The organism is Nocardiopsis sp. ATB16-24 (genome assembly GCF_030271535.1).
GTDB lineage: Bacteria > Actinomycetota > Actinomycetes > Streptosporangiales > Streptosporangiaceae > Nocardiopsis.
Window position 1 is genome coordinate 1 of the sequence record NZ_JASCXJ010000024.1, and the last position, 15,648, is coordinate 15,648.

The window sequence follows — 15,648 nt, forward strand, 5'->3', positions numbered from 1 at the left end:
TGTTGTGTCTTCACTTTATCAGGGGTTCCGTTGCCCGCCAAATCAGCGGTTCCGGTGTCCTTGATCGGGGTGAAGCCCGTTGGGTTCTTCCGAAGCCTACCGGTCCACGACACTGCTCGAACCGGTCAGAGGAAGATCAGAAGTGGACCGGCACGTCCGCGAGTGCACGCGTCCGTCTCGCTCGGTCTTCCCCAAGACTACCCCTGTTCCTCGACTCCTCAGGACATGTTTGCCGAACCTTGCCTGTGTCGTGTCTCTCCCAAAAGAGACAGACCGTGGCACATCCGGCGAAGGGACGCTCAGAGCTTCTCGATCGGTGCGTACTTGACCAGGAAGTCCTTCTCCCCGATGTCCGCTCCGAAGTCGATGCGGGCCTTGGTCTTGTCCCCACTGCCCTCCACCAACCGTACGCGTCCCATCCCGAAGGAGTCGTGGTTGACGAGGTCGCCCACGCTCAGACTCGGAGCCTCCTTGGCCGGCTTCCTCCTCCCCGAACGCTCTCCACCACCGAAGGTGCTCCCGAAACCCCCGCCTCCGGCGAAGCCACCGGTCCCCCGGCCGCCGATACTCCGGCTGGGAGGAGCGGCGAGGGTGGACTCGGCACGTCGCCACTCCACCAGGTGTGAGGGGATCTCGTCCAGGAAACGTGACGCGGGGTTGTAGGAGGGACTGCCCCAGGCGCTGCGCACCGCGGCACGGCTCACGTACAGCAGCCTCTGTGCCCGGGTCAGTCCCACATAGGCCAGACGGCGCTCCTCCTCCAGCTGTGCCTTGTCGCCGAGCGTGCGGGTGTGGGGGAACACCCCGTCCTCCAGCCCGGTCAGGAACACCGCGGGGAACTCCAGCCCCTTGGCGGCGTGCAGGGTCATCAGCGTGACCACTCCGCCGTCGTCGTCCACGTCGGGGATCTGGTCGGTGTCCGCCACCAAGGAGATCCGTTCCAGGAAGTCGACCAGCGTGGGCGGGCCGGGGTCGACCACGCCCTCGACGTCGTCCTCCTCGTCGGGTTCCTCCGCCAGGAGCACGGCGAAGGTGTGCTCGAACTCCCTGGCCACGTCGACGAACTCCTCCAGGTTCTCCACCCGACTCTCGTCCTGGAGATCCTTGGATTCGGCGAGTTCGGACAGGTAACCGGTCTTGCTCAACACCGCCTCGACGATCTCGGCGGGCGTGCCCTCCGGGACCGTCTCCGCCAGCTCGTCCAACAACGCGGTGAAGTTGCGGACCGCCTTGACCGACCGGGCGGCCATCCCGGGGATCTCGTCCACCCGACGCAGCGCCTGGGAGAACGAGATCCGTTCCCGCGCCGCGAAGAGCTCCACGGCCTCCTCGGCACGCGCCCCGATCCCGCGCTTGGGAACGTTGAGGACGCGCCGCATGCTGACGGTGTCCTCGGGGTTGGCCAGCACCCGGAGATAGGCGAGGATGTCGCGGATCTCCTTGCGTTCGTAGAAGCGCACCCCGCCCACGATCTTGTAGGGCAGGCCGGTCCGGATGAACACGTCCTCGAACACCCGGGACTGGGCGTTGGTCCGGTAGAACACCGCGACCTGGCCGGGGGTGATCGTCCCGTCGTCGGTGAGTCGGTCGATCTCCCCGACGACGAACGCGGCCTCGTCGTGCTCGTTGTCGGCGACGTAACCGATAATGGCCGGCCCCTCGCCCTGCTCCGACCACAGGTTCTTGGCCGGGCGTCCCTCGTTCCGGTCGATGACCGCGTTGGCCGCGGACAGGATGGTCTGGGTGGAGCGGTAGTTCTGCTCCAACAGGATGGTGCGCGCGTCGGGGAAGTCGCGCTCGAATTCGAGGATGTTGCGGATCGTGGCGCCGCGGAAGGCGTAGATGGACTGGTCGGCGTCACCGACCACGCACAGCTCGGCGGGCGGCACCACGCTGGTGTCGGAGTCCTCGGCCACGCCCACCAGCTCACGGACGAACACGTACTGGGCGTGGTTGGTGTCCTGGTACTCGTCGACCATGACGTGCCGGAACCGGCGCCGGTAGTACTCGGCGACGTCCGGGAACATCTGGAACAGGTTGACGGTGACCATGATGAGGTCGTCGAAGTCCATGGCGCCCGCCTCGTGCAGGCGGTGCTGGTAGAGCCGGTAGGCCTCGGCGAGCGTCTTCTCCTGCTCGTTCTGCGCCTGTCCGGCGAACGTGTCGTAGTCGACCAGTTCGTTCTTGAGGTTGGACACCTGGGCGGAGAAGGCCTTGGGCGGGAACCGCTTGGGGTCCAGGTCCATCTCCTTGCACACCAGCTGCATCAGACGCGCGGAGTCGGCGGAGTCGTAGATGGTGAAGCTGCTCGGATAGTCGAGCCGTGAGGCCTCCCTGCGAAGGATCCGCACACAGGCCGAGTGGAAGGTCATGGTCCACACGCTGTTGGCGGCGCGTACGCCCAGCAGTGCCTGGATGCGTTCGCGCATCTCGGCGGCGGCCTTGTTGGTGAAGGTGATGGCGAGGATCTCACCGGGGCGCACACCGCGCTCGGCCATGAGGTAGGCGATGCGCTGGGTGAGGACACGGGTCTTTCCGGACCCGGCACCCGCCACGATCAGGAGCGGACCGCCGCTGTGGGTGACGGCGGCGCGCTGGGGACCGTTCAGACCTTCGAGAAGCTGCTCTTGGGAGGACACGGCATCCAGGTTACGACTGCCCGGTGACGTCCCCGTCCCTGGTCCACGGACGGTGTGGTCGGTGGCCGAACACGCCCTACCCTGTTTCGGTACGGGCCCCTTGGGGCCGTCTCGTGTTCCGGGGGGAGTTCTCTTGACCATGCGTGTGTTCGTCGACTGTGATCCGGGGATCGACGACGCCGTCGCGCTCGCCTATCTGGCCGCACGGCCGGAGGTGGAGATCATCGGTGTGGGTGCGGTGTTCGGCAACAACAGCGTGGACGTGACGGCGGACAACGCGCTGCGGCTGCTGGAGCTGTACGGCCGCGCGGACGTCCCGGTGGCGGTGGGCGCCTCCCGTCCGCTGGTGCAGCCGCCGAGCCTGGCCGCCCACGTGCACGGGGACAACGGACTCGGGGGTGTGGAGCTGCCCGAGCCCGCGGGCAAACCGGTGGCGGAGACCGCCGCCGAACTGCTGGTGCGACTGGTCCGCGAGAGTCCCGGCGAGGTCGACGTGCTGGCGGTGGGCCCGCTGACGAACCTGGCGATCGCCCTGGGGCTGGAGCCGGAGTTGCCGAGACTGGTACGGCGCCTGGTGGTGATGGGCGGGGCCGTGCGCGTGGCGGGCAACGTCTCCTCACACGCCGAGGCGAACATCCGCAACGACCCCGAGGCGGCGGAGGCCGTGTTCGCGGCCGGTTTCGACCTGGATCTGGTGGCGCTGGACATCACCATGAAGACGGTGGCGACCACCGAGTGGCTGGAGGAGTTGAAGACCGTTCCCGGCAGGCGGGCCGAACTCACGTCCTCGTTCCTGGACTTCTACGCGGACTTCTACTCGGGGATCTTCGGCGTTCGTCAGTGCGCGATGCACGACCCGTTGGCGGCGGCCGTGCTGGTGGACCCGGACCTGGTGACCGAGTCCTTCCAGACGCCACTGCGTGTGGAGTTGGCCGGGTCGCTCACCCGGGGGATGACCGTGGCCGACCTGCGTCCGCTTCCCAAGGCCCAGGACCGCAGGCCCGTGCGCGTGGTCACCCGGGTGGAGGAGGACGCGTTCCTCGGGCGGATGCTCGACTCGCTGCGCTGAGGAGTCCGCCTCAGACGAGCCTGCGAGCGGTGGCCCAGCGGCTCAGCTCGTGACGGTTCGACAGCTGGAGCTTGCGCAGGACCGAGGAGACGTGGGTCTCCACGGTCTTGACGGAGATGAACAACTCCTTGGCCACCTCCTTGTAGGCGTAGCCCCGCGCGATGTGCCGCAGGACCTCGCGCTCGCGCTGGGTGAGCCGGTCGAGCTCGGGGTCCACGGGCGGTGCGTCGGTGGCGGAGAACGCGTCCAGCACGAACCCGGCCAGGCGCGGGGAGAACACCGCGTCGCCGTCGGCCACCCGCACGATGGCGTCGGCCAGCTCCTTGCCGGAGATCGTCTTGGTGACATAACCGCGGGCGCCGCCGCGCACCACCCCGATGACGTCCTCGGCGGCGTCGGAGACCGACAGCGCCAGGAAGCGGATCCGGGGGTGTCGGGCCAGGACCCGACGCAGTACCTCCACGCCGCCCCCGCCAGGCAGGTGCACGTCCAACAGGACCAGATCGGGTTGGCACTCCCCGATCACGTGCACGGCGCTGTCGACGTCACCGGCCTCGCCGACGACGTTCACGGCATCGCCCAACTCACCGCGCACACCACTGCGGAACAGCCGATGGTCGTCCACGATCACGACGCGGGGGACCGCGTCACCGTCGCTGAAGGTCGTGTTCTCGTCTCCCACATCGTGGACTCTACCCACCTCCGAGAAGGTCGGACCAGTCTCGGGTCGGGTTCCGATCACCGTGGGGGACGGTGTTCCCGCCTCCCGGGTGAGCCTCGCACCCCCGTCGTGGCCCCTCAGGCCTCCAGGATCCGCGGCATGCGCAGCTGTACCTCGGTGCCCTCGCCGGGACCGGTACGGATGCGCGCCGAACCCCCGTGGCGCTCCATGCGGCCGAGGATGGAGCCGCGCACACCCATACGGTCCTCGGGGATGTCGTCCATGTCGAAGCCGGTGCCGCGGTCGCGGACGAACACCAGGACCTCCTCCTGGTCGACCTCTCCGAACACGGAGATGTCCTCGGTACCGGCGTACTTGGAGGCGTTGACCATGGCCTCCCGCGCGGCGCGGAGCATGGCGGCCAGTCCGTCGTCCATCGGACAGTCGCCCACGCACACGACCTCGATGGGGACTCCGTGCTCCTCCTCCACCTCGGCGGCGACACGTTCGAGCGCGGGGGAGACCGTGGTGTCGGCGTCGGCGGGCCGCTGGTAGAGCCAGCTGCGCAGTGCCCGCTCCTGGACACGTGCCAGGCGCTGCACCTCCCGGGGGTCGTCGGCACGGCGCTGGATGAGGGTGAGAGTGTGCAGGACCGAGTCGTGGATGTGCGCGGCGAGTTCGGCGCGCTCGGCGTTGCGGATGCGTTCGCGGCGTTCCTGGTCCCGTTCACGGACCAGCCCGATGATCCACGGTGCCGCGATGAGCGAGATGCCCGCGAGCACGGTGAAGGCGAAGGTGAGTCCGGCCCGGGCGTTCTGGAGCTGTTCCTGGAAGATGAGGAAGCCGATGACGCCCACCACGACGAGCAGTACCCCCGCGCTCGCGCGAAGGAGGCCCTTGGCCCCCGCTCCACCGACCGTGGACGTCATCCACTCGTCGCGCTGGGTGGGGTTGGCCTGTTGCCAGAGGATGACGCCGCCGAGGGTGCCGAAGACCACGAACCACAGCAGTGGGTCGAAGACGCCGCCGAAGAGCAGGAACAGGAAGCCGAGCCCCGCGGCGAGTCCGACGTAGGCGATGACCTGGGACAGGTCGCGTCCTTTGCGCCGGCCGTCCTTCTCGGGGGCCTCCTCCTGTTCCTCGGGGTCCACGGGGACGAAGAAGTACAGGGCGACGTAGACGGCGACGCCGATACCGCCCACCGACAGGGCCATGAACGCCAGACGGACGACCACCGGGTCGACCCCCAGGTGCCGGGCCAGTCCGGCGGCGACGCCGCCGAGGAGCCTGCCGTCCACCGCGCGGGTGAGCCGCGGAGTGTCCGTGGCCGTTGTGGTCACCGCCCGATCACCGCTTTCGTCCGTGCGGCGGGGATGCACCGCGCACCGCTTCGTAGGGTCTCCTGGTGTCCAGGATGCCCGTATCGAAGGTGTGCGGACATCGGGGGCGCGCCCCTGGCCGTGCCCCGGTCCCGGTCAGGGTGCGTTCAGGGTCGTCCCGGATGTGATGGCGGGCGGTTCCGGGCGACCATGGGTCATGTGAGAGTGCGGTGAGTGACCATGACTGACGACCCAAGGCCCGAAGGATCGGGAGGCGGCGCCTCCCCCGCCTCCGGCGCGTCGAGGACCGGACCGGACAGGACCGAGCGTGAACTGCGCAAGGGGGACGAGGACCGCGTGCTCGCCGGCGTGTGCGCCGGACTGGGGCGGTACACGGGAATCGACCCGGTGGTGTGGCGGGCCGCGTTCGTGCTGACGGCGTTCGCCGGGGCGACGGGGCTGATCCTCTACATCGCGGCGTGGATGCTGATGCGCGATCCCCAGGGTGGTCCGGCGACGTTCGAGCAGATGCTGGATCGGCGCATCCCGCCCCGTGCCGTGCCCACGCTCCTCGCGGTCGGCCTGGCCGCCGCGACGGCGTTCAGCCTGGTCGGCGGGTTGCAGTGGTCGACGTTGGTGTTGGCGGTACCGCTGGTTCTGGGGCTGCTCACGGCGCGCAGCCGCGGGGTCGATCTACGGGCGGCGTTCGTGCGACTGCGGGAGGACCTGAGGTCGAAGGAACCGCCCCCCACGACGCCGTCTCCGGAGCCCGCGCCCGCCTACTACAACCCGGCCCAGCCGTGGGCGTCGTCGCCGCACGGTCCGGTGGACCTGGCGGTGATCTCGGAGCGCTCCTCCGAGGGGTTCGAGGGAAGGGCTCCCCAGGAGGGGGACGACGAGGAAGACCCGGGGGACCACGTGTCCCCGAAGCGGGACGCGGCCTGCCGCAGGGGCGCACCGCTGGCCTCGCTCGCGTCGTGGACGATCGTGGCGGGGGCCGTGGTGTTCGGCGTGGCGTCCTTCGGGTGGTCGTCCTCTCTGTGGAGCATGCAGACGGTCGCGCTGCTGTTCGGGCCCGAAACCGGGGTGTTCTTCCTGGCCGGGGCTCTGGCCGTGGTCGGTCTGTACTCGGTGGTCGGTACCTGGACGGGCAACCCGCGAGGACTGATGTCACTGGGACTGTGCACCGCGCTGGTGCTGGTGCTCGCTTCCGCGGTGGACCTGACGCAGGTACGGATCGGGGGCGAGACGTGGCGGCCCGCCACGGTCGCGGAGGCGGAGGGCGAACATCTTTTGACGATCGGTTCGGGGACCGTGGACCTGACAGGACTGGAGGACCTGGCCTCGGGGGAGACCGTGGACGTGTCGCTACGGGTCGACGCGGGCGTCACGGAGCTGGTTCTTCCCGAGGAGGCGCGTGTGGCGGTCGAGTCACGGGTGGGCCTGGGTGTGGTGACCTTCGAGGGCTCCGGTGCCGAGGACGGCATGGCCGGCCTCTCCCTGCTCTACGAGGAGGTCCATGAACCCGTGGGGGGCGATGTGGCCGATCCCCCGGTGATCAACGTACGCACCGACTCTCTGGTCGGGGTTGTGGAGGTACGACATGGCGGAGCGTAGGACCGACTGGGGTTCGCTGATCGCGGGGCTGCTGTTCCTCGGCCTGGCCGTCGCGTTCGTCGTGCGTGGAGCGGGTGACTGGGAGTTCAACGTGTTGTGGGTGCTTCCGGTGTTGGCCGCGGGCCTGGGTGCGGCCGGTGTGGCGCGTGCGCTCACCCGTCCCGGAAGGAACCGTGTGCGTTCGGATCCTCGGATCGACCCCGGGGACTGAGGACCGCGGATCACACGTCCTTCGGGGGCGTCCGCCGTGACGGCGGGCGCCCCCGACGTTCGTGGACCCCTCAGTCCTGTGGGGGGCGGTGCTCGGCGATGGCGGCGAAGGCCCGCACGTCCAACGACTCCCCACGCGCGCCGGGGTCGACTCCCGCCGCGCGCAGGGCGGCCTCGGCGGCGGGCGCGGAACCCGCCCACCCGGCCAGGGCGGCGCGCAGGGTCTTGCGACGCTGGGCGAAGGCGGCGTCGATCACCCCGAAGACCTCCGTCCGGTCGGCCTTCGTGGCGGGCGGGGGACGGCGGATGAGCTCGACCAGTCCGGAGTCGACGTTGGGCGCGGGCCAGAACACGTTCCGGCCGACCGCACCCGCACGGCGGGCCCGTGCGTACCAGGCGATCTTGGCCGAGGGCACTCCGTAGACACGCCCGCCGGGAGAGGCGGTGATCCGGTCGGCGACCTCGGACTGCACCATGACCAGGACGCGTCGAAGACCGGGCAGTAGCTCCAGGAGGTGCAGCAGTACCGGCACGGAGACGTTGTAGGGCAGGTTGGCCACCATCGCCGTGGGTTCGGGCCCGGGCACGTCCGTGATGCGCATGGCGTCGCCGAGGACGACCGTGAGGCGGTCGGCGAGGTCGGGGGCGTGGTCGGCGACGGTGCCCGGGAGCGCGGCGGCCAGTGCCGGGTCCACCTCGACGGCGGTCACGTGGCGTACGTGCGGGAGGAGGGCCAGGGTGAGCGAGCCCAGTCCCGGACCGACCTCCAACACGACGTCCTCGTCGGTGACCCCCGCGACCCTGACCACACGGCGGACCGTGCCGTGGTCGATGACGAAGTTCTGGCCCAGGGTCTTGGTGGGCCGGATCCCGAACCGCTCGGCGAGGGCCCGCACGTCGGCGGGGGTGAGCAGGCGGGAGCGGTCGTCGGGTTCGGGTGTCTGTGTCACCCCCACATCTTGCCGGCTGCCGTGAGTGGTGGTTCGTGGCCGGGGACAATGAACAGAACGACGTTCTGGTTTATCGTCCCCACAGTCCGCACCACCATCCCGCCCCTTTGGAGACCACCTCATGGGACCCCTCAACGGAATCCGCGTCGTCGAGTTCACCGGGCTCGGCCCGACCCCGATGGCCGGAATGCTCCTCGCCGACCTGGGTGCGAGCGTCATCCGCCTCGACCGTCCCGCCGCCGCCGACGCGATGAGCGCCGGTGGCGCCGGTCCGCACATGAGCGAGGGGCGCACCGTTCTGCCCGCGGACCTGAAGTCCGACGAGGGGCGCGCGCTGGCCCTGGACCTGGTCTCACGCGCCGACGTCCTCCTGGAGGGCTTCCGTCCAGGGGTCATGGAGCGTCTGGGGTTGGGTCCCGACACGTGCCTGGAGCTCAACCCACGCCTGGTCTACGCACGGATCACCGGCTGGGGACAGGACGGCCCGTCCGCCCACACCGCGGGACACGACGTGAACTACATCTCCGTCAACGGCGCCCTGCACGCCATCGGCCGCGCGGGCGGCCCCCCGGTCCCCCCGATCAACCTCCTCGGTGACTTCGCCGGGGGCACCATGTTCGCGGTCACCGGTGTCCTCAGCGCTCTGGTCGAGCGCCAGACCTCCGGCCGGGGCCAGGTCGTGGACGCCGCGATGGTGGACGGCAGCGCCCTGTTGATGTCGATGGTGCACGAGGATCGCGCGCGCGGCTCCTGGAGCGACGAACGCGGCACCAACTACCTGGACACGGGTGCGCCCTGGTACGACGTGTACGAGTGCGCCGACGGGCGGTACGTCTCGGTCGGCTGTATCGAGCCCCGGTTCTACGCCGCGTTCCTGGAGGGGGTCGGCCTGGCCGGGGAGGACCTGCCCGACCAGTGGGACAGGTCGGGCTGGCCCCGCCTGCGTGAGCGCTTCGCCGAGGCCATGCGTACCCGCACCCGGGACGAGTGGGGCGAGGTGTTCGACGGTGTCGACGCCTGTGTGACGCCCGTCCTGTCGCTGGAGGAGGCCCCCGACCATCCGCACGTGCGTGCCCGTGGTTCGCTGGTACGCCAGGGCGGCCGGGTGGTCCCGGGGCCCGCACCGCGCTTCGGTCGCACTCCGGGCGGGGTGACCCGAGGTCGTGGACGGCCCGACACCGACGAGGTCCTCAGGGAGTGGGGCGTCACCTCCTGAACCCTCCGCTCCCGCACACGCCTGGAAGGGCGAATCCCCCTATGGAACACGGGAAATGGCTAGGGTGAGCGATCAGTCCGGCGAGTGCGCGACGGGGGGTCCGCCATGCCACGACGGCTCGTGTCAGCGGGGGCGCGCTGGGGCGTGCTCCTGTGCGCCCTGCTGCTGTCCGCGGCGACGCAGGCTTCCGCGGTGCCCGCCGTGGCCGCCACCGCCGTTCCGGATCCCGTCGCCTCCGACCCCGCCCGTCCCGACCGCGCGGGAGCGGGGGGCGTCGATCGCGATGGCGCGCCCGTGGTGCTCGTGGGGGTCCCGGGCCTGTTGTGGGAGGACGTCACCCCCGAGAAGACACCGACCTTGTGGGAGATGGCCGACAAGGGCTCGATCGGCAACGTGTCGATCCGGAGCGCCACCTCACGCACCTGCCCCACCGACGGCTGGCTCTCGGTGTCGGCCGGCGAACGCGCCTTGTCCCAGCGGGAACGCTTCACGGTGTGCGAGGCGGCACCGGAACCCGAACGAAGCGGATCGGGCGCGGTCGTTCCCGGGTTCGGGGCCCACATCCGTCAGAACGAGCGCTCCGTCTTCGGCGCGCCCGTGGGCCTGCTCGGGCAGACGGTGCGCGAGGCGGGCGGGACCACGCTGGCGGTCGGACACGGCGCCGCTCTGGGAGTGGCCGACACCTCCGGACACGTGGACCACTACGTGGACGGGGTCCGTAATCTGACCACCGGTCGGCTGGAGAACGTCTCCCTGGCGGCGGTGGAACTGCCCGAGCTCACCCGGCTCTATCCCGTCTACCCGGACTCCCTCACCAGTGGTGAGGAGGACGAGGAGGTGACGGAGGAGGACGACTCCGAGGACCCGCCCGAACCGGACCCCGACGACGTCCCCGAGTGGGAGCGGGACAACGCGCTCACCACGCTGGACGAACGGTTGCGTGTCCTTGAGGGCGTGCTCCCGGTCGGCTCGACCATGATGATCGTCGGTGTCTCCATGGACACCGGCCCCTCACAGCTCACGGTGGCCCTGTCCGGCCGTATCGACGAGGACGGCTTCGTCGGGGACGGCTCGTTCTTGGCCTCGGAGTCGACCCGCCGTGCCGGTCTGGTCGTGCTCACCGACACCACCCCGACCCTGTTGACCGAGCTGGGGCTACAGGCGATCGAGCCGACCAGCGGTCGGCCCTGGCACCTGACAGCCCGGCCTCCCCAGACCGAGCAGGCCGTGGCACGGCTGGTGGAGTTCAACACCGCGGCGATCGTGGTGGGGGCCGCCATCCCGGGGTTCTTCAGTGGGCTGGTCGCCTTCCAGCTGCTCATCTACGCGGCGGCGGCCCTCGCCCTGCACCGCTACTCCCACCGACAGCGCGGCAAACGGGCACGGGTGCTGTCGGTGACGCGGATCGTGGCGCTCGCCGCCGCGGCCTTCCCCGTGGCCAGCTATCTGGCCAACCTCATCCCGTGGTGGACCTCCTCGGTACCGCCGCTGGCGCTGCTGGCGTGTGTCCTGGTCGCGGACGCCGTGGTGGTGGCGTTGGCCATGGTGGGTCCGTGGCGCAACACCATCCTGGGTCCGATGACGGTGGTGGCGGGCGCGACCACCGTGGTGCTCTTCCTCGATCTGTGCTTCGGCGCGAACTTGCAGATGAACTCGCCCACGGGCTACTCGCCGATCGTGGCCGGCCGGTTCTACGGGATCGGCAACATCGCGTTCGCGACGTTCGCCACCGGCATGCTGATGACCGTGACCGGGATCTCCCACGAGCTGGTCTCCCGGGGCAGGCGCGGTGCCGCCGTGGTCACGACACTGGTCATCGGGTCCGCCTCGGTGCTGATCGTGGGTTGGCCGGGCCTGGGCACCGATTTCGGCGGGGTGATCGCGTTGATCCCGGGGTTGGCGGTGACCACGATGATGATCGCGGGGATACGCGTGACCCTGCCCCGTCTGACGGTGGTGGGGGTGTCCGCGGTGGCGGCCATCGCCCTGTTGTCGTGGCTGGACTATCTGAAGCCGGCTCAGGAGCGCAGTCACTTCGGGGCGTTCGCCGGGCAGGTGCTCAACGGCGAGGCGGGGGCGGTGGTGGCCCGTAAGCTCAGTGCGATGTTGGGCACACTCGGCAACTGGCAACTGACGCTGCTGGCCGCGTGCGCGCTGGTGTTCCTGTTCCTGCTGCTGCATCGTCCGATCCACTGGCGGTTCGGCGCCTTGCAGGGCGCCTACGAGTACGCGCCGACGCTGCGAGCCGGTCTGACCGGTTCCCTGGTGACCGCGCTGGTGGGTTTCGCGGCCAACGACTCGGGGGTGGCGATTCCGGCGATCGCGCTGACCGTGGCGGTGCCACTGACGTTGTCGGCGTGCGTGTGGGCGCTACAACGCCAGGACGGGGACCGGACAGTCGGCGCCGAACCCGCCGAGAACGCTCAGCCCATGTGATCCTCACCTCAGTGAGCACAGGCAGAGCAAACCGCGCGAGCACGACCTTGCGTCACTCAAGTTACGAATCGGCCACGACGCTATGGTAAAGTCCGTGGCTGGGCGGCCTCTCCAGGAGGCGTCCGACCTCCTGACGGGCGCCGGACGGACCCGTACGGGAGCACGCGAACGGCTCCGACGGCATCGCTTCGGATCTCAGGCGGGGGAATGCCCGCCCACGCGGACGGGTTTGCAGTTGCGACGACCGAGGGCGGCCCGAAGCAACACATCCGCCGACGCACCACCCGCCTTCCTTGTCACCGCGGCGGGCGCGGTACCTCCAGGAACTTCGACCCCGGTCGGCACGTTGCCTGGATAGCCGGACTCTTCGCGAAGTTTTCGACAATTCAGGCGAGAAGGGCGTTCCATCCCAGCCGAGGCACCACACAAGGACATCGATGAACCATCAGCTTGGCCACCGCGGTAACGCGAAGAACGCACTGGCCGGCACACGCTCCTGGAGCGGTGCGCGGTCTGCCGCGCCGACCTGTCGGGCGCGTCCCGAGTACGCCGGAGTCGCCATGCCCGATCTGACCATCTCCTCCACCCTGCACGAGGCCGGCCGGGTCCTGACGTTGGACGGTGAGATCGACATGGCCACCGAACAGCGCTTCCAGGAGGCGGTGATCGAGGCCCTCACCACCCAGCCGCTCGGACGCGTGGTCCTGGACTGCTCCGACCTGCGGTTCATCGACTCCAGCGGCCTGCGCGTACTGATCCGCGCCCACAAGGCGGCCAAGGAGCAGAAGGCCCTCATGGCGATCGCCTCGCCTCCTCATCGGGTCCTACAGACCCTTCGGGTCACCTCGCTCGACACGCGCATCCCCGTCTTCGAGACGGTCTCCGAGGCGCTCTCCGCGCCTCACCCGGCCTGAACGTCCCCACGTGTCCCCGGGGGGACGCCCTTCTCCCGAGTCCGTACCCGCACAGGGCCGCTCCGGAGTGCTCAGAAGAGCAACAGCCACACGCCCAGCGCGGTCACCGAGATGTTGACCAGCAGGAAGACGCCGACCCACAGGGTTCCCGGGACACCGGTGAGCCGTGCCAGTTGGTCGGCGTCGGAGTGCGGCGAGGGGCTGCGACGGCGTTGGGACTGGAGTTCGAAGACGGGTCGTACGCCCGCGAAGAGCAGGAACCAGGTGAACAGGTAGGCGAAGGCCGCCTGGACCTCCGACGGGGTGAACCAACTGACCCCGAACACGATCGCTCCGGTCACCACGATCGACACCACGCCGTAGATGTTGCGGATCATCAACAGCATGGCGGCGAGCACGACGATGCTCAGCCACAACAGCGCGGTGATGCGGTCCGACATCAACATCAGGATGCCCAGGAGACCGATGACCGACGGGGCGACGTAGCCCGAGAAGACGGTCAGGATCATCCCGATACCGGTGGACCTGCCTCGGGAGACGGTGACGCCCGAGGTGTCGGAGTGCAGCCGGATGCCGGTGAGCTGACGACCGCTGAGCAGTGCGACCAGTGCGTGTCCGCCTTCGTGGGCGATGGTGACGACGTTGCGCGCCACTCGCCACGGCGGGTTGAGCACCACCGAGGCCAGTGCCAGGACCGCAGTGGCGATGACGATCCACCTCTCCGGCTCGGGTTGCACCGACAGCACTTCCCGCCAGACATCGCCCAACGTGGTTCCCACTACCGCCCCTGACCCTGGTTCGACCGGACTGTGCGCGACCCTGCGGTCTTCGCGTCACGATTTCCGGGAAACGCGCGATTCCGGGGTCCTTGCCGAACTTTAGGGCATGTGGGCACCTCCCACATCCTCGCTGGAGACGGAGGCCACGGACCGGGGGAGGCCAGGGGGGCCGGTGCCCGCCCCACGGCGCTCTCCCCGCCGGGCGTCGCCCGTGGAGCCCGCCCCCTCGGCGGAGCCTCGGACGAGTGCCCGCCCCGTCCTCAGCCCTCGGAGGCCTCCGCCACCTTCTTGAGTCGTACCAGGGTCGCCTCGATGCCGCGCGCGTTCCTGGCGGGCATCCCCATGAGAACGTAGAAGGCGGGAAGGGCCCGAGAGTAGTCGAAGGTCTCGGTGACCCTGGTACCGCCTTCCGGCAGTTCCTCCAGTTCGTACCGCCAGCGGTGCGGACCGACGTGCCGCCAGGCGATGAGGCGGCCCTCCTCGTATTCGACCACGCGATTGGTCATCCGGTAACCGACACCGAACATCCTCATGTCCATGCCGAACTCGCTGCCCATCTCCAGTCGTCGCGGACCGGAGAGGCCGGCGAGTACCGTGCCCGACCCGTCGAACTCCGGGTGCCGGGTCGGTGTCGCGATGATGTCGAAGATCCGCTCGGCGGAGGCGTTCACGACGACGCTCCGCGAAACCCTGTGCTTGGCCATGTCCGCATCATGTCACCGGCCGACGCCTCCTTCGCACCCCTCCCGGCCGGGTGGGCGCCATCCGCCCTCCCGCTCTCGGGTACGGGGGTGCCGGATCCCCTTCCACCCGGCGAGCGTCAAAGACCCACCTGTAGGTCGGGGGGCATGAGGACCACGAACACACCGACACGCATGGACACCTGGAGCCAGGTGTTGCGAAAACACGTCCAGAGATAGCCGTAGAACAGACCGGACGTACCGTAGGTCAAAAGAGCGAGGCCGAGGTTGTACACCAGATCGTCCCCCGGCAGCTGGGCGACGGCGTCATAGGGCTGGATGACCGCGTAGGTCAGAGCGAAGAGCAGCGAGGTCGACACGATCCCGCCCCAGCGACCCGTGAGCATCTCCATGCGGGACTGCACCATGCCGCGGTAGAAGATCTCCTCGCACACGGCGATGACGATGAAGGCGAGCAGGAAGCCCACCAGGGGAAAGGACAGGGTCGGGAGTCCGGTGTACGGGATGATCAGATAACCGATCAGGCCCAGGGAGAGCGCGATGGGCACCAGCCCGAGCCACCGCCAGGGCTCGGACACCTTCAGGGCGATCGTGGGCATGGCCGTCCCCTTGCCCTCCACCGTGATCCCCGAGCGGTCCATGACCAGCAACGGCAGAGTGAACAGGAACAGCAGTCTGGCCACCAGTGAGGCGGCCATGGCCAGGTCGGCGGCTCCCATCTGGGCGCCGTAGGAGCGGAAGAACAACGCCAACAGCGCCACCGCCAGCACGAAGCAGACCAGGAACAGGATGAGCCAGGCCAGTTCGCGTCTGATGGGGTGCCCCTCCATCGCCTGGGTCAGCCGACGATCCAACCTGTCGCGGTCGCCGAAGCTCCTGACCAGGATCCACGTCAGGACACCGCCCATCAGCATCGGCGCCCAGGCGAGCAGGAGGAGAATCCCCGCGTCCCTCAAGACGTCTGTGCGCAGCACGGGGTGTGTGAGCATCGACACCATGAAGAGCAGGACGGCGGACAACACCCACAGAGTGAGCCCCCATCTTCGCACCATGGTCACAAGAGTCCCCCTTGTCTCGGAACTCTCATTCTGCCCAAGGTAATACTAAGAGCTATCTAACGACTACGGTATGTCGTCA

The 15,648-nt window shown here is 69.2% G+C and carries 13 protein-coding genes; 6 read left to right on the forward strand and 7 right to left on the reverse strand.

The window, feature by feature from the left end:
• Positions 1 to 299: 299 nt before the first annotated feature.
• Positions 300 to 2,639: a DNA helicase PcrA gene (pcrA, locus tag PFX91_RS20660; RefSeq protein WP_285734368.1), complete on the reverse strand. Its 2,340-nt coding sequence runs from the start codon at positions 2,637 to 2,639 to the stop codon at positions 300 to 302.
• Between the two features lie 139 nt (positions 2,640 to 2,778).
• On the opposite strand from pcrA, the gene PFX91_RS20665 reads away from it, so the two are divergent.
• Positions 2,779 to 3,708 carry a nucleoside hydrolase gene (locus PFX91_RS20665; protein ID WP_285734513.1) on the forward strand — a complete coding sequence of 310 codons (930 nt, stop codon included), beginning with the start codon at positions 2,779 to 2,781 and terminating at the stop codon, positions 3,706 to 3,708.
• 10 nt (positions 3,709 to 3,718) lie between these two features.
• Here PFX91_RS20665 and PFX91_RS20670 read toward each other — a convergent pair whose 3' ends face one another.
• Positions 3,719 to 4,390, reverse strand: coding sequence for a response regulator (locus PFX91_RS20670; protein ID WP_285734370.1), 672 nt, complete (start codon positions 4,388 to 4,390; stop codon positions 3,719 to 3,721).
• Between the two features lie 116 nt (positions 4,391 to 4,506).
• On the reverse strand, positions 4,507 to 5,709 hold the full coding sequence (locus PFX91_RS20675; RefSeq protein ID WP_285734372.1) for an ATP-binding protein: 1,203 nt from the start codon (positions 5,707 to 5,709) through the stop codon (positions 4,507 to 4,509).
• 213 nt (positions 5,710 to 5,922) lie between these two features.
• On the opposite strand from PFX91_RS20675, the gene PFX91_RS20680 reads away from it, so the two are divergent.
• On the forward strand, positions 5,923 to 7,305 hold the full coding sequence (locus tag PFX91_RS20680; RefSeq protein ID WP_285734374.1) for a PspC domain-containing protein: 1,383 nt from the start codon (positions 5,923 to 5,925) through the stop codon (positions 7,303 to 7,305).
• A complete protein-coding gene (locus PFX91_RS20685; RefSeq protein ID WP_285734376.1) occupies positions 7,292 to 7,516 on the forward strand; it encodes a hypothetical protein in 225 nt (74 codons plus the stop codon). Before PFX91_RS20680 ends, PFX91_RS20685 begins: the two co-directional genes overlap by 14 nt.
• 70 nt (positions 7,517 to 7,586) lie before the next feature.
• Here PFX91_RS20685 and rsmA read toward each other — a convergent pair whose 3' ends face one another.
• The gene (gene rsmA, locus PFX91_RS20690) at positions 7,587 to 8,471 is read right to left on the reverse strand and encodes a 16S rRNA (adenine(1518)-N(6)/adenine(1519)-N(6))-dimethyltransferase RsmA (RefSeq protein WP_285734378.1); all 885 of its coding nucleotides are present in this window, start codon (positions 8,469 to 8,471) and stop codon (positions 7,587 to 7,589) included.
• Positions 8,472 to 8,586: 115 nt separating this feature from the next.
• Here rsmA and PFX91_RS20695 point away from each other — a divergent pair, with 115 nt between their 5' ends.
• The 3 genes from PFX91_RS20695 to PFX91_RS20705 all read left to right on the forward strand — a co-directional run bounded on the left by PFX91_RS20695 (position 8,587) and on the right by PFX91_RS20705 (position 13,031).
• A complete protein-coding gene (locus tag PFX91_RS20695; RefSeq protein WP_285734380.1) occupies positions 8,587 to 9,681 on the forward strand; it encodes a CaiB/BaiF CoA transferase family protein in 1,095 nt (364 codons plus the stop codon).
• A 105-nt stretch (positions 9,682 to 9,786) separates the two neighbouring features.
• Positions 9,787 to 12,117 carry a hypothetical protein gene (locus tag PFX91_RS20700; protein WP_285734381.1) on the forward strand — a complete coding sequence of 777 codons (2,331 nt, stop codon included), beginning with the start codon at positions 9,787 to 9,789 and terminating at the stop codon, positions 12,115 to 12,117.
• Positions 12,118 to 12,677: 560 nt separating this feature from the next.
• On the forward strand, positions 12,678 to 13,031 hold the full coding sequence (locus tag PFX91_RS20705; RefSeq protein ID WP_285734514.1) for an STAS domain-containing protein: 354 nt from the start codon (positions 12,678 to 12,680) through the stop codon (positions 13,029 to 13,031).
• Positions 13,032 to 13,102: 71 nt separating this feature from the next.
• On the opposite strand, the gene PFX91_RS20710 is transcribed toward PFX91_RS20705, so the two are convergent.
• From PFX91_RS20710 to PFX91_RS20720, 3 genes are all read right to left on the reverse strand, one after another.
• Positions 13,103 to 13,798 (reverse strand): M50 family metallopeptidase, encoded by a 696-nt coding sequence (locus tag PFX91_RS20710; RefSeq protein WP_285734516.1) that lies wholly within the window; start codon positions 13,796 to 13,798, stop codon positions 13,103 to 13,105.
• 272 nt (positions 13,799 to 14,070) lie between these two features.
• Positions 14,071 to 14,514 carry an SRPBCC family protein gene (locus PFX91_RS20715; RefSeq protein ID WP_285734383.1) on the reverse strand — a complete coding sequence of 148 codons (444 nt, stop codon included), beginning with the start codon at positions 14,512 to 14,514 and terminating at the stop codon, positions 14,071 to 14,073.
• Positions 14,515 to 14,630: 116 nt separating this feature from the next.
• On the reverse strand, positions 14,631 to 15,563 hold the full coding sequence (locus tag PFX91_RS20720; RefSeq protein ID WP_285734385.1) for a CPBP family intramembrane glutamic endopeptidase: 933 nt from the start codon (positions 15,561 to 15,563) through the stop codon (positions 14,631 to 14,633).
• Positions 15,564 to 15,648: the final 85 nt, after the last annotated feature.